At 56.4% G+C, this 21,676-nt stretch carries 24 protein-coding genes; 17 read left to right on the top strand and 7 right to left on the bottom strand.

Annotated features, from left to right (window positions below; all coding sequences use genetic code 11):
• Positions 1-11 precede the first annotated feature (11 nt).
• Both AC8GFP_RS11575 and bioB read right to left on the bottom strand, forming a co-directional pair.
• Complete coding sequence (locus AC8GFP_RS11575) at positions 12-788, bottom strand: exodeoxyribonuclease III (protein WP_506613336.1); 777 nt, start codon at positions 786-788, stop codon at positions 12-14.
• A 17-nt stretch (positions 789-805) separates the two neighbouring features.
• The gene (bioB, locus tag AC8GFP_RS11570) at positions 806-1,807 is read right to left on the bottom strand and encodes a biotin synthase BioB (RefSeq protein ID WP_506613334.1); all 1,002 of its coding nucleotides are present in this window, start codon (positions 1,805-1,807) and stop codon (positions 806-808) included.
• 148 nt (positions 1,808-1,955) lie between these two features.
• Between bioB and bioA the strand changes: the two genes are divergently transcribed.
• From bioA to bioD, 3 genes are read left to right on the top strand one after another with little or no spacing between them, the layout of a single operon-like run.
• Positions 1,956-3,269 (top strand): adenosylmethionine--8-amino-7-oxononanoate transaminase, encoded by a 1,314-nt coding sequence (gene bioA / locus AC8GFP_RS11565; RefSeq protein ID WP_506613332.1) that lies wholly within the window; start codon positions 1,956-1,958, stop codon positions 3,267-3,269.
• A complete protein-coding gene (locus AC8GFP_RS11560) occupies positions 3,266-4,459 on the top strand; it encodes an 8-amino-7-oxononanoate synthase (RefSeq protein WP_506613330.1) in 1,194 nt (397 codons plus the stop codon). The genes bioA and AC8GFP_RS11560 overlap by 4 nt, the downstream gene beginning before the upstream one ends.
• Positions 4,456-5,154, top strand: a complete 699-nt coding sequence (bioD, locus tag AC8GFP_RS11555) for a dethiobiotin synthase (RefSeq protein WP_506613328.1) — start codon at positions 4,456-4,458, stop codon at positions 5,152-5,154. Before AC8GFP_RS11560 ends, bioD begins: the two co-directional genes overlap by 4 nt.
• Here bioD and AC8GFP_RS11550 read toward each other — a convergent pair.
• The 4 genes from AC8GFP_RS11550 to AC8GFP_RS11535 all read right to left on the bottom strand — a co-directional run bounded on the left by AC8GFP_RS11550 (position 5,146) and on the right by AC8GFP_RS11535 (position 8,389).
• Complete coding sequence (locus AC8GFP_RS11550; RefSeq protein ID WP_506613326.1) at positions 5,146-5,640, bottom strand: dihydrofolate reductase; 495 nt, start codon at positions 5,638-5,640, stop codon at positions 5,146-5,148. The two genes, bioD and AC8GFP_RS11550, sit on opposite strands and share 9 nt — an antisense overlap.
• A 5-nt stretch (positions 5,641-5,645) precedes the next feature.
• Positions 5,646-6,491, bottom strand: coding sequence for a thymidylate synthase (locus AC8GFP_RS11545; protein ID WP_506613324.1), 846 nt, complete (start codon positions 6,489-6,491; stop codon positions 5,646-5,648).
• A gap of 70 nt (positions 6,492-6,561) precedes the next feature.
• Positions 6,562-7,977 (bottom strand): FAD-binding oxidoreductase, encoded by a 1,416-nt coding sequence (locus AC8GFP_RS11540; RefSeq protein WP_506613322.1) that lies wholly within the window; start codon positions 7,975-7,977, stop codon positions 6,562-6,564.
• Positions 7,970-8,389, bottom strand: coding sequence for a DUF2069 domain-containing protein (locus AC8GFP_RS11535; protein WP_506613320.1), 420 nt, complete (start codon positions 8,387-8,389; stop codon positions 7,970-7,972). The genes AC8GFP_RS11540 and AC8GFP_RS11535 overlap by 8 nt, the downstream gene beginning before the upstream one ends.
• A gap of 3 nt (positions 8,390-8,392) precedes the next feature.
• Between AC8GFP_RS11535 and AC8GFP_RS11530 the strand changes: the two genes are divergently transcribed.
• Positions 8,393-9,505 (top strand): YihY family inner membrane protein, encoded by a 1,113-nt coding sequence (locus AC8GFP_RS11530; RefSeq protein ID WP_506613318.1) that lies wholly within the window; start codon positions 8,393-8,395, stop codon positions 9,503-9,505.
• 8 nt (positions 9,506-9,513) lie between these two features.
• On the opposite strand, the gene AC8GFP_RS11525 is transcribed toward AC8GFP_RS11530, so the two are convergent.
• A complete protein-coding gene (locus AC8GFP_RS11525) occupies positions 9,514-10,422 on the bottom strand; it encodes a cobalamin B12-binding domain-containing protein (protein ID WP_506613316.1) in 909 nt (302 codons plus the stop codon).
• A gap of 324 nt (positions 10,423-10,746) precedes the next feature.
• Here AC8GFP_RS11525 and pufB (AC8GFP_RS11520) point away from each other — a divergent pair, with 324 nt between their 5' ends.
• From pufB (AC8GFP_RS11520) to pufL, 13 genes are all read left to right on the top strand, one after another.
• Positions 10,747-10,899 (top strand): light-harvesting antenna LH1, beta subunit, encoded by a 153-nt coding sequence (pufB, locus tag AC8GFP_RS11520; protein ID WP_506613314.1) that lies wholly within the window; start codon positions 10,747-10,749, stop codon positions 10,897-10,899.
• A 16-nt stretch (positions 10,900-10,915) separates the two neighbouring features.
• Positions 10,916-11,107, top strand: a complete 192-nt coding sequence (locus AC8GFP_RS11515; RefSeq protein WP_506613313.1) for a light-harvesting protein — start codon at positions 10,916-10,918, stop codon at positions 11,105-11,107.
• Positions 11,108-11,159: 52 nt separating this feature from the next.
• On the top strand, positions 11,160-12,554 hold the full coding sequence (locus AC8GFP_RS11510; protein WP_506613311.1) for a PucC family protein: 1,395 nt from the start codon (positions 11,160-11,162) through the stop codon (positions 12,552-12,554).
• Between the two features lie 297 nt (positions 12,555-12,851).
• Positions 12,852-13,751: a polyprenyl synthetase family protein gene (locus tag AC8GFP_RS11505; protein ID WP_506613309.1), complete on the top strand. Its 900-nt coding sequence runs from the start codon at positions 12,852-12,854 to the stop codon at positions 13,749-13,751.
• A 21-nt stretch (positions 13,752-13,772) separates the two neighbouring features.
• On the top strand, positions 13,773-14,936 hold the full coding sequence (locus AC8GFP_RS11500; RefSeq protein ID WP_506613307.1) for a methyltransferase: 1,164 nt from the start codon (positions 13,773-13,775) through the stop codon (positions 14,934-14,936).
• A 75-nt stretch (positions 14,937-15,011) separates the two neighbouring features.
• Entirely contained in the window at positions 15,012-15,965 is a 954-nt protein-coding gene (gene bchC, locus AC8GFP_RS11495; RefSeq protein ID WP_506613306.1) for a chlorophyll synthesis pathway protein BchC, read from the top strand.
• Positions 15,962-16,972: a chlorophyllide a reductase iron protein subunit X gene (locus AC8GFP_RS11490; protein ID WP_506613304.1), complete on the top strand. Its 1,011-nt coding sequence runs from the start codon at positions 15,962-15,964 to the stop codon at positions 16,970-16,972. Before bchC ends, AC8GFP_RS11490 begins: the two co-directional genes overlap by 4 nt.
• 3 nt (positions 16,973-16,975) lie before the next feature.
• Positions 16,976-18,529, top strand: coding sequence for a chlorophyllide a reductase subunit Y (gene bchY / locus AC8GFP_RS11485; protein WP_506613302.1), 1,554 nt, complete (start codon positions 16,976-16,978; stop codon positions 18,527-18,529).
• Positions 18,529-20,007, top strand: a complete 1,479-nt coding sequence (gene bchZ, locus AC8GFP_RS11480; protein WP_506613300.1) for a chlorophyllide a reductase subunit Z — start codon at positions 18,529-18,531, stop codon at positions 20,005-20,007. The genes bchY and bchZ overlap by 1 nt, the downstream gene beginning before the upstream one ends.
• Before the next feature lie 131 nt (positions 20,008-20,138).
• A complete protein-coding gene (gene pufB, locus AC8GFP_RS11475) occupies positions 20,139-20,282 on the top strand; it encodes a light-harvesting antenna LH1, beta subunit (RefSeq protein ID WP_506613298.1) in 144 nt (47 codons plus the stop codon).
• 31 nt (positions 20,283-20,313) lie between these two features.
• Positions 20,314-20,538: a hypothetical protein gene (locus AC8GFP_RS11470; protein ID WP_506613296.1), complete on the top strand. Its 225-nt coding sequence runs from the start codon at positions 20,314-20,316 to the stop codon at positions 20,536-20,538.
• Positions 20,539-20,548: 10 nt separating this feature from the next.
• A complete protein-coding gene (gene pufA, locus AC8GFP_RS11465; RefSeq protein ID WP_506613294.1) occupies positions 20,549-20,752 on the top strand; it encodes a light-harvesting antenna LH1, alpha subunit in 204 nt (67 codons plus the stop codon).
• A gap of 89 nt (positions 20,753-20,841) precedes the next feature.
• Positions 20,842-21,666: a photosynthetic reaction center subunit L gene (pufL, locus tag AC8GFP_RS11460; RefSeq protein WP_506613291.1), complete on the top strand. Its 825-nt coding sequence runs from the start codon at positions 20,842-20,844 to the stop codon at positions 21,664-21,666.
• Positions 21,667-21,676: the final 10 nt, after the last annotated feature.

The raw sequence follows: 21,676 nt of genomic DNA, 5'->3' as shown, positions 1-21,676 counted from the left end.
GCCTGCAAGTTTTAGGCGATCGTCACCACCACCGGCGTGTGGTCGCTGGGGCGTTCGTTTTTGCGCGGCGCTTTGTCAATCACGCAAGCGGTGACGTTGGGTTTCAAAGCATCGGACACCAAGATGTGGTCGATGCGCAAGCCCCGGTTTCTTCGGAATGCAAACTCGCGGTAATCCCACCAGGAATAACTTTTGGGCGCTTGCTCAAACAAGCGGTGGGCATCATGCAGCCCCAATTCGAGCAAGGCTTTGAAGTGAGCCCGCTCTTCATCGGTGCAATGGATGCTGCCAGCCAAGGCCACTGGGTCCCACACATCCAAATCATCCCAAGTGATGTTGTAGTCGCCCATCAACACCAGCTTGGGGTACCGCGTCAGTTCATCTTTGATGAAGGCATGAAGTGCAGTGAGCCAAGCCATTTTGTAGACAAACTTGTCGCTGTCCGGTGCTTGGCCGTTGGGAAAATACGCTCCCACCACACGGACACCGTTGATGGTGCCGGTGATGACGCGTGCCATGTCGTCGCTGAAGCCGGGGATGTTGTGCACCACATCAGTGATGGGGTGCTTGGCGATCAGGGCCACTCCGTTGTAGGTTTTTTGGCCGAAGAAAGCCACTTGATAACCCGCTGTTTCAATATCGGCTTTGGGGAATTTGTCGTCAGTGGTTTTGGTTTCTTGCAAGGCCAGCACATCGATGCCGCCATGCTCGGTTTGCGCAGACAACCAGTCCAGCACCTGTGGCAAACGCACGGTGAGGGAGTTGACGTTCCAAGTGGCCAGTTTCATGCACCATCAATCCAAGTTCAAGCGGTGACCATGCCGAGTTTGCCCAGCAAAGCTTGATCGCGTTGCCAGTCGGGATTGCCGGTGGTGAGCAATTTATCGCCGTAGAAGATCGAGTTGGCTCCAGCCATGAAGCACAGCGCCTGGATCGCCTCGCCCATTTGTTGGCGACCCGCGGACAATCGCACCCGCGCTTGGGGCATGGTGATTCGGGCCACGGCGATGGTGCGGACAAATTCCAGCAAATCCAAGGACTCGGTGCCGTGCAAAGGCGTGCCTTCGACTTGCACCAAGTTGTTGATGGGCACGGATTCTGGATAGGGTTGCAGATTGGCCAGTTGAAAAACCAGACCCGCGCGTTGCGCTCTGTTTTCACCCATGCCAACAATGCCGCCACTGCAAACATGCATGCCCGCAGTCCGCACATGCGCCAGAGTATCTAAGCGTTCTTGATAGTCGCGCGTGGTGATGATGTCGCCATACAAATCGGGTGACGTGTCTAAATTGTGGTTGTAGTAATCAAGCCCAGCTTGTTTTAATGTGTGGGCTTGCGACTCGCTCAACATACCCAGGGTGCAACAGGCTTGCATGTCCAATGATTTGACGGTGCGAATGAGTTCAGCTACTTTTTCAATATCACGGTCTTTCGGCTCTCGCCATGCTGCACCCATGCAAAAACGAGTGGCCCCATTTTTTTGGGCTTCCACTGCCGCTTGCTTGACTTCTTCTACATCCAACATTTTGGATGCTTCCACACCGGTGTTGTAGTGCACGGACTGCGGGCAATAACCGCAATCTTCGGGACAACCACCCGTCTTGATGGAGAGCAGGGTCGATAGTTGAACTTCGTTGGGGTCGAAATGCAAGCGGTGGACTTGCTGCGCTTGAAACATCAGATCGTTGAAGGGCAAATTGAAAAGGTCTTCAATGGCTTTCAACGACCAGGTGGACGTGGCATCCGTGGACAACTTCTTGGGCTTGACGAAGTGAACAGTTTGCTCTGGGGTTTCAATGGCTGGCATGGCAATATCAGTAAATAAAAGAGTTCTACGAATATAGCAACAAATAATCCTCTTGCCTGCAAGCCTGTTATTCAAGGTGATAATGGATAGGCGTATTCTGTTATTGATTTCAAGAGGCTCGTTTCTGGACCATCCATCTATTCATTTGATGCAACGCAGCTTGCGTCATGTTTGGCATCCTTGCACCCAGATGCAACACCATGAATCAACTCCTTTGGTGGCTGTTCACCGAGGCAGTGGTGCATGGTTGTTTGATCATGACGGTCACAAATATTTGGATGCCATCAGTTCTTGGTGGGTGAATTTATTCGGTCACACCAATCCACGTATCAATGCCGCCCTGAAAAATCAACTCGACACACTCGAGCACGCCATGCTCGCCGGCTTCACCCATGAACCTGTGGTGCGCTTGTCTGAAGAGCTGTCGGCCTTGACTGATCATGTGTTGGGGCATTGCTTTTATGCGTCTGACGGTGCCTCGGCCGTAGAGATCGCCCTCAAAATGAGTTTTCACAGTTGGCGCAACCAAGGCTTGCAGCAAAAACAAGAATTTGTCTGTCTTCAAGGCGGCTATCACGGCGAAACTGTAGGGGCCTTGGGCGTGACCGATGTCCCCATTTTTCGTGACGCCTATGCGCCCCTGTTGCAAGCCGCACATTGCGTCCAATCGCCAGATGCTCGCACGGCGGCGCCGGGTGATTCAGCCGATCAGGTGGCCATGCAGGCGGCCCAAGTGCTTGAAGCCTTGCTCAAAGAGCGTGCTCATTTGATCAGTGCCGTGATCCTTGAGCCCTTGGTTCAGTGTGCGGGCGGCATGGCCATGCACAGCCCTTTGTATGTGCAAGAAGTCAGGCGTTTGTGCAACCATTACCAAGTTCACATGATTGCCGATGAAATTGCCGTGGGCTGTGGTCGCACTGGCCGCTTTTTTGCTTGTGAGCATGCAGGTGTTTGGCCTGATTTTTTATGTTTGTCCAAAGGCATCAGCGGTGGCTACTTGCCTTTGTCCTTGGTCATGACCCGCGAAGAGATTTACCAAAGTTTTTACGCTGATTCATTGGCGCGAGGTTTTCTGCATTCGCATTCCTACACGGGCAACCCCTTGGCTTGCAGTGCGGCCTTGGCCACCTTGGCCATTTTCAAAGAAGATGATGTGCTCACACAAAATGCCGTTCTTGGAGCAAAACTCAGCACAGCACTGTCTTCTTTGCAGCAACACGCCAAGGTCAGGCATTTTCGACAACAAGGCATGATCTGGGCGTTTGATGCCCTGATTGAAGACCCTGCATTGGCAGCAAGTTTTTCACGCCGTTTTTTTGCGTCTGCATTGAAGCACGAACTTTTACTGCGCCCGATTGGCCAAACGGTTTACCTGATGCCGCCTTACATCTTGAGCGATGCTGAAATTCAGTTCCTCGCTGAACGCTTGGCAACTGTTTTCGAGGAAGTTGTGGCTGCATGAATTTCCAGGCATTGAGTCATTTGACCCAGAAGCTGTCGGTTCTGAATGAACAAGGTTTGCACCGGCAACGACGCATGACCGCATCGCTTTGCCAACCGCAATTGTTGGTCAACGGGCAACCGCTATTGGCTTTCAATAGCAATGATTACCTCGGTCTGGCAGCCCATCCTGGGGTCATGGAAGCCTTGCGTGAAGGCGTTTCAATTTATGGCGCTGGCAGTGGCGCTTCTCACTTGATCAGCGGCCACAGTCAAGCGCACGACCAGCTTGAAACGGTGTTGGCCAGCATGTTGGCCGACCACATTCCTGCCGTGCGTGCACTTTTTTTCTCGACCGGCTACATGGCCAATCTGGGCGTGCTGTCGGCGCTGGGTGACCTGTCTAAGGGTGACTTGACTTTTTTTTCCGATGCGCTCAATCATGCGTCCTTGATTGATGGCATCCGTTTGTCACGCGCCAACTACCAGGTCTATGCCCACAGTGATCTGCAGCAACTGCGATCACTTTTGATGGATTCAGGCAGCGGAACCAAGGTGGTCGTCTCTGATGGCGTCTTCAGCATGGATGGTGACTTGGCTTCGGCCAAGGAACTGCTGGCCATCTGCGAGCAGCATGGTGCTTGGTTGTTGATCGATGATGCGCACGGCTTTGGCGTGCTTGGGGACAAGGGTGCTGGTTTGTTGCAGCATGCGGGATTGTGTTCAGAACAGTTGATCTATGTGGGCACGCTTGGAAAGGCTGCTGGCGTTGCCGGTGCATTCGTGGCTGCCCACAGCATGTTGATCGAGTGGATGGTGCAACGTTCGCGACCCTACATCTACACCACCGCCGCACCCGCTGCATTAGCGCATGCCTTGCTCACCAGTCTGCAGATCATTGGCGGCGAAGAGGGTCAAAAGCGCAGAGCCCATTTGACAAAGTTGATTGATGCATTTTCTGCATCTTCGATCCCCTCGCATTGGCGCAAACTGGCTTCAACAACTGCCATTCAACCGCTGGTGGTGGGCAGCAATGCCGCCGTCTTGCAGGCCTCGGCAGATTTGCAGTCACAAGGCATTTGGGTCAGCGCTATTCGTGCGCCGACTGTTCCGCCAAACACAGCCAGGCTGCGCATCACCTTGTCAGCAGGCCACACCATGAACAACCTTGATCAGCTGAAAAACGCCTTAGTCGCCTTGCACAAGCCATGAACAACTTCCATCTTCAAACACCGTTTTCCTGTTTTGTCACTGGCACCGATACTGAAATCGGCAAAACATTGGTGGCCAGTGCCTTGGTTTATCGGCAAGCCCAGCAAGGGTTCAGGGTGGCCGCCATGAAGCCAGTCGCTGCTGGTGCCTATCTGCATGAAGGCCGCTGGTGCAACGAAGATGTGGACGCCTTGGCCCAAGTGGCCTCAGTGGATTTGCCCGTCAGCGATACCTCGCCCTATATTTTTCAAACGCCTGCAGCGCCGCACTTGGCAGCTGCTGCCCAACAGGTACACATTGATCCAGCGTTGATCTTGCGCAGTTTTGAGCATGTACGCACACAAGCCCAAGCCGTTGTGGTGGAAGGGGTTGGCGGTTTTTGTGTGCCTTTGAACGACCACTATGACACCGCAGATTTGGCACGTGACCTTGGGTTACCGGTGGTCTTGGTGGTGGGTATGCGTTTGGGTTGCATCAGCCAAGCCTTGCTAACAGCAGAGGCCATTCGCGCCAGAGGTTTGGATCTGCTGGGCTGGGTGGCCAATGTGGTGGATCCCCAGATGTTGTACTTGGAAGAAAACATACAAGCCATTGCGCAAAGAATCCATGCGCCTTTGTTGGGCAGCATCCCTAGGCTCGTGCAGCCTGATGCCGCGGCAGCGGCAGCCCATTTGACTGGGTTCCCATCAAGCTGAGATGAAACGTTTGAACGTCACCAAGCTGTAATTCAAACCTTGGGCCGACGTGTGTGTGCTTCGGCTTTGCTCTTGCCAATCTGCAGACAACAAGGGCGCATACGCGTCGCCTTCAAAGTCGGCATCGATGTCCGTCACCACCACTTGCGAAGCGAGCGGCAAGCCTTGTGCATAAAGTTGTGCTCCCCCAATCAACCAAACCACTTCATCAGCAGGGAACAAGGCCAAGGCAGCTTGCAATGAGTCCACCACCGTGGCACCTGCAGCGGGGTAGTTGCTTTGGCGGCTCACCACCACATTGCGGCGACCAGGCAGAGGTCTGAATTTTTCGGGAATGGACTCCCAGGTGATGCGACCCATCACCACCGGTTGCCCCAAGGTGGTGCGTTTGAAATGCGCCAAGTCTTCGGGCAGATGCCAAGGCAAATCACCTTGAAGGCCGATGACGTTGTTGCGGGCGCGGGCGTAAATCAGATGCAGGGGCATGGCTGTTAAACCGCGACCGGTGCTTTGATGCCAGGGTGGCACTGGTAATCGCGGACCTCGAAGTCTTCAAACTGGTAGTCGAAAATGGAGTCAGGGCGGCGTTTGATGTGCAGTGTGGGGGCAGGGAAGGGCGAACGCGAGAGTTGCAGTTCCACTTGGTCGTGGTGGTTGCTGTAGATGTGGCAGTCGCCACCGGTCCAAATGAAATCACCCACCTCCAAGTCGCATTGCTGCGCCACCATGTGGGTGAGCAAAGCGTAGCTGGCGATGTTGAAGGGCACACCCAAAAAGATGTCGGCGCTGCGTTGGTACAGCTGGCAACTCAGTTGGCCCTTGCCACCAGCGGTGGTGGGCGGTGCCACATAAAACTGGAAGAAAGCATGGCAAGGCATGAGCGCCATCTTGGAGAGGTCGGCCACGTTCCAAGCGCTCACGATGATGCGGCGGGAATCGGGGTTGGTTTTCAGGGTCTTGATGACATCGGAAATTTGATCGATGTGGCCGCCCTCGGGCGTGGGCCAACTGCGCCATTGCACGCCGTACACCGGTCCCAAATCGCCATCCGCGCGGGCCCATTCGTCCCAAATGGTGCAGCCACGTTCGGTCAACCAGTTGTTGTTGCTTGAACCGGTTAGGAACCACAGCAACTCGACGATGATGGATTTCAGGTGCACTTTTTTGGTGGTGACCAGTGGAAAACCTTGGCGCAAGTCAAAGCGCATTTGGTGGCCGAACACGCTGCGCGTACCGGTGCCGGTGCGGTCGGACTTTTCCACCCCCTGCGTGTACACATGGCGCATAAAATCTTCGTAGGGCGTGGGGATGGGCTGGGGGTGGGTGGTGGAACTCATGCTGAGAGTGTAAAACGGTCAAATAATCAGATCGACACAAGGGCTGGCTCGTTATGTCAAAGCCATTGCGCTAACCGAGGGTTAGAACCCTGCCCGGATTCATCAAGTTCTGTGGATCCAAGGCCTGCTTGATGCTGCGCATCATGGCCAATGCAACAGGGTCTTTGTAATGCGGCAAGGTCTCAACCTTCAAGCGGCCAATGCCATGCTCGGCGCTGATCGAACCACCGAAGTTTTTCACGGCTTCATACACCCAGTGGTTCACTTGCGCTTCATGCGCTTGCAAAAACACAGCGGCATCAGAATTGAGAGGGCATTGCACGTTGTAGTGCAAATTGCCGTCGCCCAAGTGGCCAAAATTGACCATGCGCACCCCCGGGAGATGCTGGGCCAAGAGTGCATCGGTCTGGGCCACAAACGCGGGAATGGCCGACACCGGCAAGGCAATGTCATGTTTGATGTTCAGGCCCTCTGCGGCCTGCGCCATGCTGATGCTTTCGCGCACATGCCACAGTGCTTTGGATTGCGCGATGTTTTGGGCCACCACCGCGTCCACAACGCAACCGTGCTCCAAGGCGGTTTCCAGCAAGCGCTCCAACTGCTGGTGGGCATGGTCTTCGTTGTCCGTGTCGCTGAGTTCCAGCAACACACAGTAGGGCGCGCTTTGCCACAGCGGCACGCTCATGCTGGGGAAATGTTTCACCACCAAACCCAGCGCCACCTGTCCCATCATTTCAAAGCCAGTGAGGCCTGCGCCCAATTGCTGTTGTGCCAAACCCAGCAAATCCACTGCCGCTTGCACGGAGGGCACAGCCGCCCAAGCGGTGCGTTGTGCCGCAGGCTTGGGAAAGAGTTTCAAAGTGGCCGCTGTGATGACCCCCAACGTGCCTTCGCTGCCAATGAACAGGTTGCGCAAATCCAGGCCCGTGTTGTCTTTGCGCAAGCCCGAGAGGCCGTGCCAAACCTCGCCTTGGGGCGTGACGACTTCCAGCCCCAAGCACAAGTCCCGCGCATTGCCGTAGCGCAGCACCTGAGTGCCACCGGCGTTGCTGGCCAGGTTGCCGCCGATGGTGCAACTGCCCTCCGACGCCAGGCTCAAGGGAAACAAAAACCCCGCGTCGTCGGCCACTTGCTGCAAGCGCTCCAACACACAACCGGCTTCCAGCGTCAGGGTGGCGTTGGCGGCATCCAAAGCTCGTACCGCGTTCATGCGTTGCAAACTCAGCACCACCTCGCGGCCAGAATCGTCGGGCGTTGAGCCCATCACCAAACCGGTGTTGCCGCCTTGCGGCACCATCGGTATGCCAGCGGCGGCACAGGCCTTCACCACGGCGGCCACCTCAGTTGTGCTGCCGGGGCGAACCACGCACAGGGCTTTGCCTTGGGCTCGGCCGCGCCAATCACGTTCAAAGGCGCTCAGGTCTTGGTCGGTCAGAACATGAGCGTCGCCGCAAATGGCACGCAAATGGGCCAGCAGCTCAGCCATTCGTGGCGTCCAATGGGGCGGCAGCCAAAGCCGCGTTGCGCAAGCGCAGTCGCACATGCAGGGCACAAGCCGTGAACAGGATCAAGCACAACACAATTTCGATGCCTGCATACAGGTTGCTGGGCCAACGGTCACCTTGGGCCCGCACCACGCCTTCGGTGAAATACAACCAGACCACCAAGCTGACCCAGCGGTAGGTGTACATGCGGTTTTTCAGCAAGCCCACCAGCGGCAACAGCAAGGGCAGGGCTTTGAGCACCAACCAAGAGCCGCCGGGGCGCAGCGGCGCCAACCACAGCTCCCAACACAGCGACAACACAATGAGCCCGAGCAAGCTGCCCACCGCCATGAAACGGGTGAGCTGCACATGGCGCAGGGCGGTGGGGGTCAGGGGGGGAGGTGGCAATGGCATGATATGCGGATGATTGTCTCGTATCTGAAAAACAGTTGGCAGGGCTTGCAAGAATTCCCATGGCGCATGGCCGCCCGCAGTTTGCGACTGCGTTTTGCCGATGACCGCTTGGGTCAAACCGCTGGGGCGCTCACCTTCACCACCACCATCGCCTTGGTGCCGCTGGTCACGGTCACCTTGGCCGTGGTGACCGCTTTTCCCATCTTCGATCAGTTCCAAAACGTGCTGCAACGCTGGCTTGTGGAAAGCCTGATTCCTGAAAGCATCTCTCGCCAAGTGTTGGGTTACATGACGCAATTCACCACCAAGGCCAGTCGTTTGGGTTCGGTGAGTTTTGCTGTCTTGCTGTTTTCCGCCTTGGTGCTGATTTTCACCATCGACCGGAGTTTGAACGCGATTTGGCGGGTGCGAAAACACAGACCCATGGGCCAACGGGTGTTGTTGTATTGGGCCGTGTTGACCTTGGGCCCATTGCTGCTGACAGCGGGCCTGGTCACCATGGCCTCGGTCATCAGTTGGTCTGGAGGCTCACTGCGCAGTCAAGCACCGGGGATGAAACTGGCCCTGGACGTGTTGGAGTTTGTCTTGTTGTGGACCGGGATCACCTGCTTGTATCGGTTCGTCCCCTATACCCATGTGCCTTGGCGACAGGTGTTAGGGGGCAGTTTGACAACCACGGTGGTATTGGAGGCCGCAAGGGGCTTGCTTACTTGGTATCTGGGCAGCATGTCCACGTTTTCGCTGGTGTATGGCGCGTTCGCCACGGTGCCCATTTTGCTGGTCTGGATTTACATGAACTGGGTGATCGTGTTGCTGGGTGCGGTACTGGTGGCCAGTTGGCCCAGCCTGATGATGGGGGCCTTGCGGCACAGCGATGCACCAGGGTGGCATTTTCAGTTGGCCACCGAGGTGCTGAAAGTGCTGCAAGAGATGCGGCAAACACCTCGCCATGGGATGGGTCATTTGGAATTGGCGCAGCGGCTTCAGGTCGATCCACTTCAACTGGAAGTGGTGCTGGAAAACCTGCAAGCCTTGGATTGGGTCGGGCTGCTCAACGAAGACAGCCCCGCCATGCCGCCACGCTATGTGCTGTTGGCTGCACCTTTCAAAGCTTGAAAGCAACCTCAGTCTTGGGGCAACAAAGACAGTGTCAAAGCTGCAGCATCCCGGGCATCGGTGCAGATGCCGCCCGCGCCAAATTGGGCGGCTTCAAAGTTTTGCAGCGTAAAGATGGGGCCACCCAGCATCACCGCCAAGCGGGGGTTGCGTGAAGCGGCTTTGATTTGATCCACAAGTTTGGCCAAGCCCGCCAGCTGTTGCTCGATGCTGACCGAAATGCCGACCGCGTCAAACCATTCATTGGTGACGGCGTGGGCCAATTCTTTGGCAGAGGGCGACACTTCCACCACCACCTGCCAGCCTTCTTTGCGGAAAAACTCGGCCACGATGGTCGGGCCCAAGATGTGCTCTGAGCCTGGGGCCGAGGCGATCATGATGCGCTTGGTGTCGCCTTGCACCAAGGGACCGTCTTTGTACTCAAAGCCAATGTCATGGGCGATGGCATGCAAGCGCACCAAGCCTTGCGTCACTTGGGTGAAGTCCATGCGGTCGGTTTCCCATTGCGTGCCCAGATAGCGCGCTGCTGGGGTGATGAGCTCCAAAAACACATGCTCGGTGTTCAAACCTTCTTCCATCATTTGGGCCACATAGGCTTGCGCAGCCAGTGGGTCCATCGACAAGCAATGTCGCACAAATTCTTCGATTTCTTCAGCGTTGGGCAAGGCGCGGCTGGTCGGCACCAAGCTCAGGCGCATCGAATTGATGCGTTCTGCCTTGAGCAGTCGGGGGATGATCTCGGCTTCAATGATTGACAAGATGGACGACTGGCATTCCGATGGGTTGCCTTTAAAGGGCTTGACCGAGTCGTCGTTGGAGGCGGGTGCGCCCTTGGAAAACATGGACATGGCCATCCAAGTGATCTTGGAGATGGCACCAAACTGATGAAACTTGTGCAAAACAGCGCTTGGGTTCATGGGAGGGGGGTGCTCTGTGAACTTGTGCAAGAGCAAGATGGCCGTTGCTGAACCAAATTTAGCCAGCCCCACGCAATTAGGCAAGCAGGTAAACGCCCGCAAGGGAATACCCTAGGAAAAATCCCCATTTAAAGGTCTCTATCGGCCGATCAAGCCGTTTTCGTTGACAAGCCAAGCATTATGATGTTAACTTGTCCTTACACTCAGTCGTGTCAATTTATAATGACAAATTGAGACCAAGGTTTTCACAGAATTTGTGCCCATGGGGGGCGCAGATACCTCGTGCGGTTTGAGCACGTTTTGGAGTACTACAAGGAGTCATCCATGTCTGACCACCAGAAAGTCTGGCCTACCGGTTTAACCGAGGCCGAATCAGAGGAAATACATAGACAGCTGATTCAGGGCACGCAAATCTTCGGCATGATTGCCGCATTGGCGCACCTGTTGGCCTATATCTATTCCCCTTGGCTGAAGTAACAGAAGGAGGTAAATCATGATTTACGGAAAAATGTGGTGTGTTGTCAAACCTTCGGTTGGCATCCCTTTGTTCATCGCTGCCGTCGCCGTCGCGTCATTCAGTGTTCACCTGGCCATCGTGTCCAACACGACCTGGGTTAAGAAATTTCTGAATGGCAGCGCAACTGCAGCTGTCACCATGACGGAAACGTCCACGGGGAAAAGTTAAATTTTTCTCTTCGCAGGTCGGGTGATTCGTTCGCCTGACCTGCACCTTTTTCATGACCACCAAACACCCAAAAGTCCTGCAGATCTGGGGAGAGCTGGCGCCCAAATTCTTGCCATTTGCGGATGCTGCATCCGAAGACTTGCCGCTCTCGCGTTTGCTGCGCTTGTCATTGTTTCAAGTCAGTGTGGGCATGGCCTTGGTGCTGCTGGTTGGCACTCTGAACCGGGTCATGATCGTCGAGTTGAAAGTACCCTCTTCCATCGTGTCCATCATGGTGGCTATTCCCTTGTTGTTTGCCCCCTTGCGGGCCTTGATTGGTTTTCGCTCGGATAACCACCGCTCGGAGCTCGGGTGGCGGCGTGTCCCCTACATGTGGATGGGCTCCATGATTCAGTTTGGGGGCTTGGCCATCATGCCCTTCGCCTTGCTGGTGTTGGCCGGTGCCGGTCAATCTGCTGGGCAACCAGCGTGGGTGGGACAGTTGGGTGCAGCCATTGCTTTTTTTATGGTGGGCGCTGGCGTGCACATCACCCAAACCGTGGGCTTGGCGTTGGCCAATGATTTGGCCGCTGAAGAATCTCGGCCCAAAGTTGTTGGGCTGATGTATGTCATGTTGCTGGTGGGCATGATCATCAGTGCCTTGATGTTTGGTGTGTTGCTGGCTGACTTTTCCCCTGGGGCATTGATCCAAGTCATCCAAGCTTGCGCTGTCACCACCTTGGTGTTGAACGTGATTGCCCTTTGGAAGCAAGAGCCGCGCAGCCGTTTGCGACGAGGCAAGCCGGTTGTGGAGCCTTCCTTCAAAGAAGCCTGGGCCGGTTTGACCAAAGACCACCGAGCGCTGCGCACTTTGGTCGTGGTGGGCTTGGGTACCTTTGCATTCAGCATGGAAGACGTCTTGCTTGAGCCTTATGGCGGACAGATTTTGAACATGAGCGTGAGTGCGACCACCCTGTTGACCGCCACCTTGTCGCTGGGTGGTTTGTTTGGTTTTGCCTGGGCGTCGAAAGTGCTCAGCCAAGGCGCAGACCCTTACCGGATGGCGCGCACCGGCGTCCTGATTGGCGCACCTGCCTTTTTGGCTGTGATTTGTTCCGGTTATTTGCAAACCGAATGGTTGTTTTCGCTGGGCGTGTTTGGCATTGGCCTGGGCGGCGGCTTGTTCAGTCATGGCACATTGACTTCATGCATGAACTTGGCGCCCAAGGACCAAAGCGGCTTGGCGCTGGGCGCATGGGGGGCTGTGCAAGCCACCGCCGCTGGATTGGCCATGGCCTTGGGTGGCATCATGCGCGATCTGGTGGACCTGTTAGGGGGGGCGGCGTCCAATGGCTATGTCAGTGTCTATGCGGTGGAGTTGCTCGTGCTAATCTTCACCGCCGTTGTCCTGTCCCCCTTGGTTCGGCAGGTGACCACCTCCCCGTTTTCTTCAGAGCAACGCCCGTAAGGTATTTTTTAAAAAGGAGATTCCCATGAAAACGCACCATATTTTGTTGATCCTTTGGCTGGTCATGGTTGGCTTTTTCCTTCTGAATTACTTCAGAGACAAGCGCAATCGTTGAAGATCACAACGCTTGACTTGCACTTCCCAGACACAGGCCTCGGCCTGTGTTTTTTTTCGCCTTAAAGGCCTTGAAACGTCAGTTTTGAGACCCTGAAAACCACGGTTGACAAATGTAAATGTGTTGATACATTTACAACATAATCTGTCAATTCAAATTGACAACACATTTCAGGGGGCAGAATGGACTTACACCAACTGGCCGAGCAATCGCTGGCGGCACATGTCAACCAAGCCATCGGTGCCCATGCACCGCCAAGGCTGGTTGCAGCCATGCGACATGCTGTTTTTTCTGGCGGTGCCCGTATCCGGCCCCAACTTTGCACCGCGGTGGCCCATGCCTGCGGCATGAACGCCCCACACCTCACGCAAGCCGCTGGCGTGGCCATCGAGTTGATGCATTGCGCCTCTCTGGTGCATGACGACATGCCCGCTTTTGACAATGCCGACACCCGGCGTGGCCGCCCCAGCGTTCACAAAGCCTACGGCGAAGCCTTGGCCTTGCTGACCGGTGACGGTTTGATCGTCATGGCCTACCAGGTGCTGTTGAATGCAGGCAAGACCCACCCAGACAGGCTGATCGCTTTGATGCAAACCATCTCCGATGCGGTGGGGGTGCCTGACGGCATCGTGGCCGGTCAGGCCTGGGAGTGCGAGCCACGCGCCGATCTGAGCCAATACCAGCGTGCCAAAACCGGCGCCTTGTTTGTGGCCGCCACCTGTGCGGGAGCCGAGTCGGCAGGCGCTGATCCGTTGCCATGGCGGGCGCTGGGGGATTGTTTGGGCGAGGCCTACCAAGTGGCCGACGACATCCGGGACGTCATCGGGCAGTCCGCCGATTTGGGCAAGCCCACCGGCCAAGACGCGCAGCACGGGCGCCCCAGTGTGGCCCATGAATTGGGCTTGAGCGGGGCGATTGGCTACTTTGAAAACCTGATCGACCGGGCCGTGGACTCGGTGCCGCATGTGGCCAGTGCCGACAAATTGCGTCAAATTGTGCGCATGGAGTCCGAGCGCTTGGTGCCCAGCAGTGTTTGCCAGTCCTACAAAACCGCCGCCAACGCTTCCAGTTTGCAGCATTGATTCGGGCAAGAGAGAAACGACATGCGCCACCTCGACCTGTCCCGTGCTGACCTGACGCACCTGGACCGACCCGCTTGGCGGGATCGTTTTGCCGCTTGGTTTGACGATGTGATGACCCGCCCGGGTATTTACAGATGGGCTGTGTCAAACCCGTTCTCCCGTTGGTTCACCCAATACCGAACACGCCAGGTGTTCAACCTGATGGCGGGCTTTGTCCATACCCAGGTGTTGCTGGGCTGTGTTCGGCTGAACTTGCTCACGCACGTCAAGCAGGCCCCCAAAACCCTGCAGGAATTGGCCACTCTCACACGGGTGCCTGCTGCTGGCTTGCAGCGCTTGGTGCAAGCGGCTGTGTCGCTGGGCTTGCTCGAGCAGCGCAGCCAACAGCGTTATGGCTTGGGACCCTTGGGGGCACCGGTGGTCAGCCACCCGGGCATCCAAGCCATGATCGAGCACAACCAGCTGCTCTACCAAGACTTGCACGACCCGGTGGCCATCCTGCAAGCTTCTTGGCAAGGTGCGATGAGCGACTACTGGCCCTATGCCGGCAACGCCGAGCAAACCCCCGACAACACCAGCGCCCAGGCCTACGCCCGCTACTCCGAGCTGATGGCGGCGTCGCAAACCTTTGTCATCGAGGAAATTTTGGCGGCCTATGCGTTTGACGGGCACCGCGCGGCGCTGGACGTGGGCGGCGGCATGGGTCGTTTCGCCTGTGAATTGGCCCTTGCTTACCCACAGCTTCAGGTGCGGGTCTTCGATTTGCCAAACGTTTGTCAGGTCAGTCAGCAGCAGATCGCGGGCAGGGGACTGTCTGAGCGCGTGCAGGCCGTGCCTGGCGATTTCACCCAAGACAACTTGCCCAGCGGCGCGGATGTGATCACCTTGGTGCGCATCGCCCATGACCACGCCGACGCTGTGGTGCTGGCGTTGCTGAAAGCCATCTACCAGGCCCTTCCTGTGGGCGGCCGATTTGTGCTGGCCGAGCCCATGGCCTCCGAGCCGGGGCAGCGGCCTGAAGGCGATGCTTACTTTCATTTCTACCTGCTGGCCATGGGTTCTGGCCGACTGCGCACGCCGATGGAGCTGATGCATTTGATGCACCAGGCCGGATTCAACCAAGTGGAACTGCTCTCCAACCCGATGCCGGTCCACGCCCGGATCCTGCTGGGCCGCAAGGCCTAAGTGTTTCCCCTAGTACAACACCTGAAACTGTAAATATAAATTGACATAAATCAATGTAAGACAAAAAATACACTCATGCACGCAAACGCCATCGTCTTCAAAAACCCCCAGCAATTGGCGCTGGAGGCATTGACCTTGCCTGAACTGGGGCATGAGGACATTCAGATCGAGGTGGAGTTCAGCGGCATCAGCACCGGCACCGAGCGTTTGCTCTGGGATGGCAGCATGCCACCGTTCCCCGGCATGGGTTATCCGCTGGTACCAGGCTACGAAACCGTGGGCCGGGTGGTCAAAGCTGGCGCAGATGTACCGATGGACATCGGTCAGCGGGTGTTTGTCCCGGGAGCCAATTGTTTCGAAGGCGTGCGCAGCCTGTTCGGCGCTTCTGCATCGCAACTGGTCACCAACCACAGCCGTGTGATGCCCGTCTCGGATGCTTTGGGTCCCAAAGCCGTCTTGTTGGCCTTGGCTGCCACGGCTTATCACGCGGTCTCCATGGGCGGCAAGCGTGAACACATCATTCCGCCGGATCTGATCGTGGGTCACGGCATCATGGGTCGCTTGTTGGCCCGGATGACGGTGGCCGCTGGTTTTGCCGCCCCCACCGTGTGGGAAACCCAAGCGGCGCGGCGCACTGGTGCACTGGGCTACCAAGTGCTTCACCCCGATGAGGACGATCGCCGCAACTACCAAGCCATCTACGACGTCAGCGGCGACGCCAAATTGCTCGATCAACTCATCCTGCGCTTGGCCCCAGGCGGCGAAGTGGTGTTGGCTGGTTTTTACAAAGACAAGCTGGCGTTTGACTACGCCCCGGCCTTCATGCGCGAGGCGCAAATCCGCACCGCCGCCGAATGGAAGCGCCCCGATTTACTGGCCGTCACCGAGTTGGTCAACACAGACCGACTCTCCCTTGACGGCTTGATCACGCACCACGGAAGTCCTTCGCAAGCCAAAGCGGCTTATGAAACGGCTTTTGATGATGCTTTGTGCCTGAAGATGGTTTTGGACTGGAGTGCCAACGCATGACTACGCAAGCAAACGGAAATTCTCATCCGATCACATTCGTTGATCGTTTGCGCCAAGAGGCTTCAGTGGATGCTGATCCGGTGCACACCGATGCGCCGACCAAAGAAACCCAAATCATTGCCATTTATGGCAAGGGTGGCATTGGCAAAAGCTTCACCTTGGCCAACCTGAGCTACATGATGGCCCAGCAAGGCAAAAAAGTCTTGCTGATTGGTTGTGACCCCAAGAGCGACACCACCAGTTTGCTGTTTGGCGGCAAGGCCTGCCCCACCATCATCGAAACCTCGTCGCGCATGAAACTCGCGGGCGAAGCGGTCAGCATCAGCGATGTCTGTTTCAAGCGCGATGGCGTGTTTGCCATGGAGCTCGGGGGCCCCGAGGTCGGTCGCGGTTGCGGCGGTCGCGGCATCATCCACGGCTTTGAAACCCTTGAAAAACTCGGCTTCCACGACTGGGGCTTTGACTACGTGTTGCTCGACTTTTTGGGCGACGTGGTGTGCGGCGGTTTCGGCTTGCCGATTGCCCGTGACATGTGCCAAAAAGTGATCGTGGTCGGCTCCAACGATTTGCAGTCCCTGTATGTGGCCAACAATGTGTGCTCGGCTGTGGAGTATTTCCGCAAACTTGGCGGCAATGTCGGCGTGGCAGGCATGGTCATCAACAAAGACGATGGCTCGGGTGAAGCTCAAGCGTTTGCTGCCAACGCAGGTATTCCTGTGCTCGCCGCCATTCCTGCCGACGAAGACATTCGCCGCAAGAGTGCCAGCTACGAAATTATTGGCATCCCTGGTACCCGTTGGGGTCCAATGTTTGAAGAGCTCGCAACCAATGTGGGCTTGGCCCCGCCAGTGCGCCCCAAACCGCAAACCCAAGACGAATTGCTGGGCCTGTTCAGCGCTGATGTGGTGGGACGCAATGTGGTGCTCGAGCCCGCCACCACCTTCGACATGGTGGGCCGCCACGATGTCGTCAAGCCCAGCCTTGAAGTTGTTTACGACGAGGCCTGAGCCATGGCACGCACCATTCCCATCACCCCTGCGGCGCCTGACAAGCTGGTGAGCACCGCCTTGGAGGGCGACGGCATGGGTTGCCACGCTGGTGGTGAAACCTTGTTGGCAGCCGCCAAGCAAGCCGGCAAGTCGGAGGTGTTGGACCAATACGCCAAAGACTATCCGCGCAACCAAGCCGCTGGCCCCCATGACCAACCGCAGAGCATGTGCCCCGCCTTTGGTTCGCTGCGTGTGGGTCTGCGCATGAAGCGCACCTCCACCATCTTGTCGGGCTCGGCCTGTTGTGTGTATGGCCTGACCTTCACCTCGCATTTCTACGGGGCACGCCGCACCGTGGGCTATGTGCCGTTCAACTCCGAGACCTTGGTCACCGGCAAGTTGTTCGAGGACATCCGCGAAGCGGTGCATGCCGAAGCCGACCCTGAAAAACTAGACGCTATCGTCATCATCAACCTGTGTGTGCCCACCGCCAGTGGTGTGCCCTTGCAGTTGCTGCCCAAAGAAATCAACGGCGTTCGCGTCATCGGCATCGACGTGCCGGGCTTTGGTGTGCCCACCCATGCCGAGGCCAAAGACGTGTTGGCTGGCGCCATGTTGCGTTATGCCCGCCAAGAAATCATGTCCGGGCCGGTACAAGCGCCGCGCGGTGGTCGTCAGGACAAGCCAAGTGTGGCCCTGTTGGGTGAAATGTTTCCTGCCGATCCGGTCATCATTGGCCAAATGCTGGCCCCCATGGATATCTTGGCTGGACCCGTTGTGCCCACACGCGAATGGCGCGAGTTGTATGCGGCCTTGGACTGCGCAGCAGTGGCTGCAATTCACCCTTTCTACACCGCCAGCATCCGCGAGTTTGAAGCGGCCGGTCGGCCGATTGTGGGTTCCGCGCCGGTGGGGGTGGAAGGCACACACGACTGGTTGCAAGCGATAGGCCGCAGCTTGGGCGTGTCACAAGCCAAGATCGATCTGGCACGCAATCAAACCTTGGCGCCTATGCGTGCCATGCTGGATGCCAAACCCATCAAAGGGCGCATCACCCTCAGCGGCTATGAAGGCTCTGAGTTGTTGGTTGCGCGCTTGTTGATTGAATGCGGTGCGGATGTGCGTTATGTGGGCTCGGCTTGTCCTGCCACCGCATGGAACAAACACGATGCCGACTGGTTGCAAAGCAAAGGCGTGCAGGTTCAATTTCGTGCCTCTCTCGAGCAGGACATGGCGGCTGTGTACGAATACAAACCCGACTTGGCCATCGGCACCACCCCTGTGGTGCAAAAAGCCAAAGAAATCAGCATTCCCAGCTTGTATTTCACCAATCTGATTTCTGCACGCCCGCTGATGGGCATTGCAGGAGCGGGCTCGCTGGTGCAAGTGGTGCAGTCGGCCATCGGCAATCAAGCCCGCTTTGACCGCATGAAAGATTTCTTCGGTGAAACCGGCATGGGCCACGCCACTGGCGTCTGGCAAGGTGTGCCGGTCGATCGCCCCGAGTTCAAAGCCGAAACCAAACGACAACTCGAACGCATTGCCAAAAAACGCAAAGCAGAGGAGATGGGCTGATGCTGGTACATGACCATGATCGCGCAGGCGGGTATTGGGGAGCGGTGTATGTGTTCACCGCCATCAAAGGTTTGCAAGTCGTCATCGACGGACCCGTGGGTTGCGAAAACCTGCCGGTCACTTCGGTGCTGCATTACACCGATGCACTGCCGCCGCACGAATTGCCCATCGTGGTCACCGGATTGGCCGAAGAGCAGTTGGGCCGCGAGGGCACCGAAGGTGCGATGAAACGTGCCCATGCCACCTTGGACCCGGAGTTGCCTGCGGTCGTGGTCACGGGTTCGATTGCCGAGATGATTGGTGGGGGTGTCACGCCCGAGGGCACCGGCATCCAACGCTTCTTACCGCGCACGATTGACGAAGACCAATGGCAGTGTTCCAACCGGGCCATGTATTGGTTGTGGACCGAGTATGGCCTGAAAAAAGTACCAGCTCGCAAACCGTTTGCCGAGCGTCCTGCCGGTGAAAAACCACGCGTCAACATCATTGGTCCCAGCTACGGCACCTTCAACTGTCCCAGCGATTTGGCGGAAATCAAACGACTGGTCAACGGCATTGGTGCTGAAGTGAACATGGTGTTTCCTTTGGGCAGTCACTTGGCCGATGTGTCGCGCTTGGTGGAAGCTGATGTGAATATTTGCATGTACCGCGAATTTGGCCGTATGTTGTGTGAAGCTTTGGAGCGGCCTTATTTGCAAGCACCGATCGGCTTGCACAGCACCACCGCTTTCTTGCGTCAACTAGGCAGTTTGCTCAACCTCGATCCCGAGCCTTTCATTGAACGAGAGCGCCACACCACACTCAAGCCCCTGTGGGATCTGTGGCGGTCGGTGACGCAAGATTTTTTCTCAACTGCCAGCTTCGCCGTGGTTGCAGGTGAAACCTATGCACGTGGCTTGAAAAATTTCTTGGAAGTGGAAATGGGTCTGCCTTGCAAATTCAGCGTGTCACGCACGGCTGGCACCAAAACAGACAACCAAAGCGTGCGCAAGATGTGCCACCAGCAAACGCCGCTCATCATGTTTGGCAGCTACAACGAACGCATGTACTTGTCCGAGATATCGGGTGGTCCCATGCGTGCGGCCTTCATCCCAGCTTCTTTCCCAGGCGCCGTCATTCGCCGCCACACCGGTACACCTTTCATGGGTTACAGCGGTGCCAGCTATCTGGTGCAAGAAGTCTGCAACGCCTTGTTTGATGCCTTGTTCCACATCCTGCCTTTGGGTACCGAGATGGACAAGGTCGAAGCCACCCATGCACGCGGCGTGGTGGTGCCCAACGCAGCCTGGCAAGACGAGGCGCAAAGTTTGTTGCGGGAACTGGTGCAAAGCCAACCGGTGTTGGTGCAAATTTCAGCGGCCAAGCGATTGCGTGATTTGTCCGAACAAATCACACGCGAGGCCGGCGGCAACGTGGTTGACAGCGGGCATGTGCACGCGGCAGCCAAAGATTTGGGTCTGGCAGCGGTACCCGCATGAAGAAATGGAATGTCATTGCAAACCCATGTGTTTGCAAATCAGGAATGTCGTGGCGCTCTGCTGCGGCTACTCAAGTTGCGCGGGTTGAGCGCAGCAATGGCCGCAAGGTCAAATTGTGAAGGAGCAGTCTTATGTCACAGCGGACATCCATCTCTGGCTTGACGGACGAAGAGGCTCAGGAATTCCATGCATTCTGGATTCAAGGAACAGTGTCTTTCACGGCGGTAGCTGTGTTGGCACACATCCTGGTCTGGGCATGGCGTCCCTGGTTCTAACGCCGTTTTCTTTCATCTGAAGGGGTTAAGCATGTCTAACACCAGTCAACTTGATCAAAGGCACGCACGTGCCAATGAATCACAAACATTTGCGGCCATTTTTGCACTTGGTTTTTTGGTTTTTTTCACGATCGCTTTCATGGCCACCATGATGGGCATCAACTGGAGAAATTACTTGCCAGGTGCGGAGAGCGCCAAGGGTTTGGTGGCTGGCGTGAAAGCAGCTGTTTACACCTTCATGTCACACATCACTTAGGAGAAGAAATATGTGGCGTATTTGGAAACTGTACGACCCGCTTCGGGCAATGGTTGTTCAAGGCATTTTCTTGTTCGGACTGGCCGCAATGATTCATCTGATCTTGCTCAGCACCAACAAGTTCAATTGGCTCGACGGCCCACGCAAAGCAGCTGGCACAGCATCAGTGCAAAACGCACCGATGCCTCCCGCCGTACCAGCGGTCAAGTCTTAATCGACCTGATGCTGTTTCAGATGGAGCCCTGGCCTTGCCAGTGCTTCATCTGAAATTTGATTTCAATTTTCCTAGTAAGGGGCGCGATCATGTCCATGCTCAGTTTTGAAAAAAAATACCGAGTCCGAGGGGGTACCTTGGTGGGCGGTGACTTGTTCGATTTTTGGATTGGCCCTTTTTACGTGGGTTTCTTTGGTGTCACCACCATCTTTTTTGCGTTTCTAGGTACTGCGCTCATTTTGTGGGGTGCCTCACAAGGGCCGACCTGGAATCTTTGGCAAATCAGCATTGCACCGCCCGATTTGTCCTACGGCTTGCGCATGGCACCGCTGATGGAAGGCGGGCTTTGGCAGCTCATCACGGTGTGCGCTTTAGGCGCTTTCATCTCGTGGATGATGCGAGAGATTGAAATATGCCGAAAACTCGGCATGGGTTTGCATGTGCCATTCGCGTTCGGCGTGGCCATCTTCGCGTACTTCACCTTGGTGGTGATTCGCCCCGTGTTGATGGGTGCCTGGGGACATGGTTTTCCTTACGGCATCTTCAGCCACCTCGATTGGGTCTCCAACGTGGGCTACCAATACCTGCACTTTCACTACAACCCGGCGCACATGATCGCGGTGAGTTTCTTCTTTGCCACGGTGTTTGCACTGTCTTTGCATGGCGGTCTGGTGTTGTCAGCCACCAATCCACCAGCCGGTGAAGTGGTCAAAACGCCTGAACACGAAGACACGTTTTTCCGTGATTCGATTGGCTACTCCATTGGCACCTTGGGCATTCATCGTTTGGGCTTGTTCTTGGCCCTGGCAGCTGTGCTGTTCAGCGCCTTGTGCATCGTCATCAGTGGACCGTTCTGGACCCGTGGTTGGCCAGAGTGGTGGGGTTGGTGGCTCAACATGCCTATTTGGAAATAAGGCGGGAGAA

This window comes from Limnohabitans simekii (SeqCode), from assembly GCF_965234735.1.
GTDB classification, from domain to species: domain Bacteria; phylum Pseudomonadota; class Gammaproteobacteria; order Burkholderiales; family Burkholderiaceae_C; genus Limnohabitans; species Limnohabitans simekii.
This window is presented reverse-complemented; position numbering and strand designations above follow the sequence as displayed.

Coding starts and splice junctions, on each gene's coding strand:
- AC8GFP_RS11575 (WP_506613336.1), bottom strand. CDS start 788: ATGAAACTGGCCACTTGGAACGTCAACTCCCTCACCGTGCGTTTGCCA.
- bioB (WP_506613334.1), bottom strand. CDS start 1,807: ATGCCAGCCATTGAAACCCCAGAGCAAACTGTTCACTTCGTCAAGCCC.
- bioA (WP_506613332.1), top strand. CDS start 1,956: ATGCAACGCAGCTTGCGTCATGTTTGGCATCCTTGCACCCAGATGCAA.
- AC8GFP_RS11560 (WP_506613330.1), top strand. CDS start 3,266: ATGAATTTCCAGGCATTGAGTCATTTGACCCAGAAGCTGTCGGTTCTG.
- bioD (WP_506613328.1), top strand. CDS start 4,456: ATGAACAACTTCCATCTTCAAACACCGTTTTCCTGTTTTGTCACTGGC.
- AC8GFP_RS11550 (WP_506613326.1), bottom strand. CDS start 5,640: ATGCCCCTGCATCTGATTTACGCCCGCGCCCGCAACAACGTCATCGGC.
- AC8GFP_RS11545 (WP_506613324.1), bottom strand. CDS start 6,491: ATGAGTTCCACCACCCACCCCCAGCCCATCCCCACGCCCTACGAAGAT.
- AC8GFP_RS11540 (WP_506613322.1), bottom strand. CDS start 7,977: ATGGCTGAGCTGCTGGCCCATTTGCGTGCCATTTGCGGCGACGCTCAT.
- AC8GFP_RS11535 (WP_506613320.1), bottom strand. CDS start 8,389: ATGCCATTGCCACCTCCCCCCCTGACCCCCACCGCCCTGCGCCATGTG.
- AC8GFP_RS11530 (WP_506613318.1), top strand. CDS start 8,393: ATGCGGATGATTGTCTCGTATCTGAAAAACAGTTGGCAGGGCTTGCAA.
- AC8GFP_RS11525 (WP_506613316.1), bottom strand. CDS start 10,422: ATGAACCCAAGCGCTGTTTTGCACAAGTTTCATCAGTTTGGTGCCATC.
- pufB (WP_506613314.1), top strand. CDS start 10,747: ATGTCTGACCACCAGAAAGTCTGGCCTACCGGTTTAACCGAGGCCGAA.
- AC8GFP_RS11515 (WP_506613313.1), top strand. CDS start 10,916: ATGATTTACGGAAAAATGTGGTGTGTTGTCAAACCTTCGGTTGGCATC.
- AC8GFP_RS11510 (WP_506613311.1), top strand. CDS start 11,160: ATGACCACCAAACACCCAAAAGTCCTGCAGATCTGGGGAGAGCTGGCG.
- AC8GFP_RS11505 (WP_506613309.1), top strand. CDS start 12,852: ATGGACTTACACCAACTGGCCGAGCAATCGCTGGCGGCACATGTCAAC.
- AC8GFP_RS11500 (WP_506613307.1), top strand. CDS start 13,773: ATGCGCCACCTCGACCTGTCCCGTGCTGACCTGACGCACCTGGACCGA.
- bchC (WP_506613306.1), top strand. CDS start 15,012: ATGCACGCAAACGCCATCGTCTTCAAAAACCCCCAGCAATTGGCGCTG.
- AC8GFP_RS11490 (WP_506613304.1), top strand. CDS start 15,962: ATGACTACGCAAGCAAACGGAAATTCTCATCCGATCACATTCGTTGAT.
- bchY (WP_506613302.1), top strand. CDS start 16,976: ATGGCACGCACCATTCCCATCACCCCTGCGGCGCCTGACAAGCTGGTG.
- bchZ (WP_506613300.1), top strand. CDS start 18,529: ATGCTGGTACATGACCATGATCGCGCAGGCGGGTATTGGGGAGCGGTG.
- pufB (WP_506613298.1), top strand. CDS start 20,139: ATGTCACAGCGGACATCCATCTCTGGCTTGACGGACGAAGAGGCTCAG.
- AC8GFP_RS11470 (WP_506613296.1), top strand. CDS start 20,314: ATGTCTAACACCAGTCAACTTGATCAAAGGCACGCACGTGCCAATGAA.
- pufA (WP_506613294.1), top strand. CDS start 20,549: ATGTGGCGTATTTGGAAACTGTACGACCCGCTTCGGGCAATGGTTGTT.
- pufL (WP_506613291.1), top strand. CDS start 20,842: ATGTCCATGCTCAGTTTTGAAAAAAAATACCGAGTCCGAGGGGGTACC.